Source organism: Candidatus Symbiopectobacterium sp. NZEC135, from assembly GCF_025962695.1.
Window position 1 is genome coordinate 1 of record NZ_JAGFPF010001541.1, and the last position, 513, is coordinate 513.

Below are 513 nucleotides of genomic sequence, written 5' to 3' on the forward strand. Positions count from 1 at the left end.
GAGGGGAATGGGGGCTGACGTTTGCCGCCGTCTGTGGGACAATAGCCGCAGAATTGGACAGACATTGAGATGGCATGGCGCTTACCCCCACAATCAAGCAGCAAATCGACCAGTGGTATAAGGCGCTGCAACAACATATTCCTGATTTTATCTCTCGTGCTCCGCAGCGACAGATGATCGCCGAAGTGGCGAAAACCCTGGCGGGGGAATACCCGCGTCACGCGGTTATTGAGGCACCCACTGGCGTGGGTAAAACCCTGTCCTACCTGATCCCCGGCATTGCAATTGCGCGCGCAGAAAGCAAGACGCTGGTGATCAGCACCGCCAATATCGCGTTGCAGGATCAGATTGTGACCAAAGATCTGCCGCTGCTGAAAAAATTCATCCCGGATCTCACCTTCACCGCCGCTTTTGGCCGGGCGCGCTATCTCTGCCCACGCAATCTGGCGGCACTGACCTCCGAGACGGCGCAAGGGGATTTGCTGGCGTTTCTCAGTGATGAGCTGGAACCGG

Annotated in this window: 1 protein-coding gene; it reads left to right on the plus strand. The window is 57.1% G+C overall.

Translation table 11 applies throughout. The features are described 5' to 3' along the window. Positions 1 to 74: 74 nt before the first annotated feature. Positions 75 to 513 (plus strand): DEAD/DEAH box helicase (locus J5224_RS35255; RefSeq protein WP_264629417.1); only part of this gene is annotated, 439 nt, incomplete at its 3' end.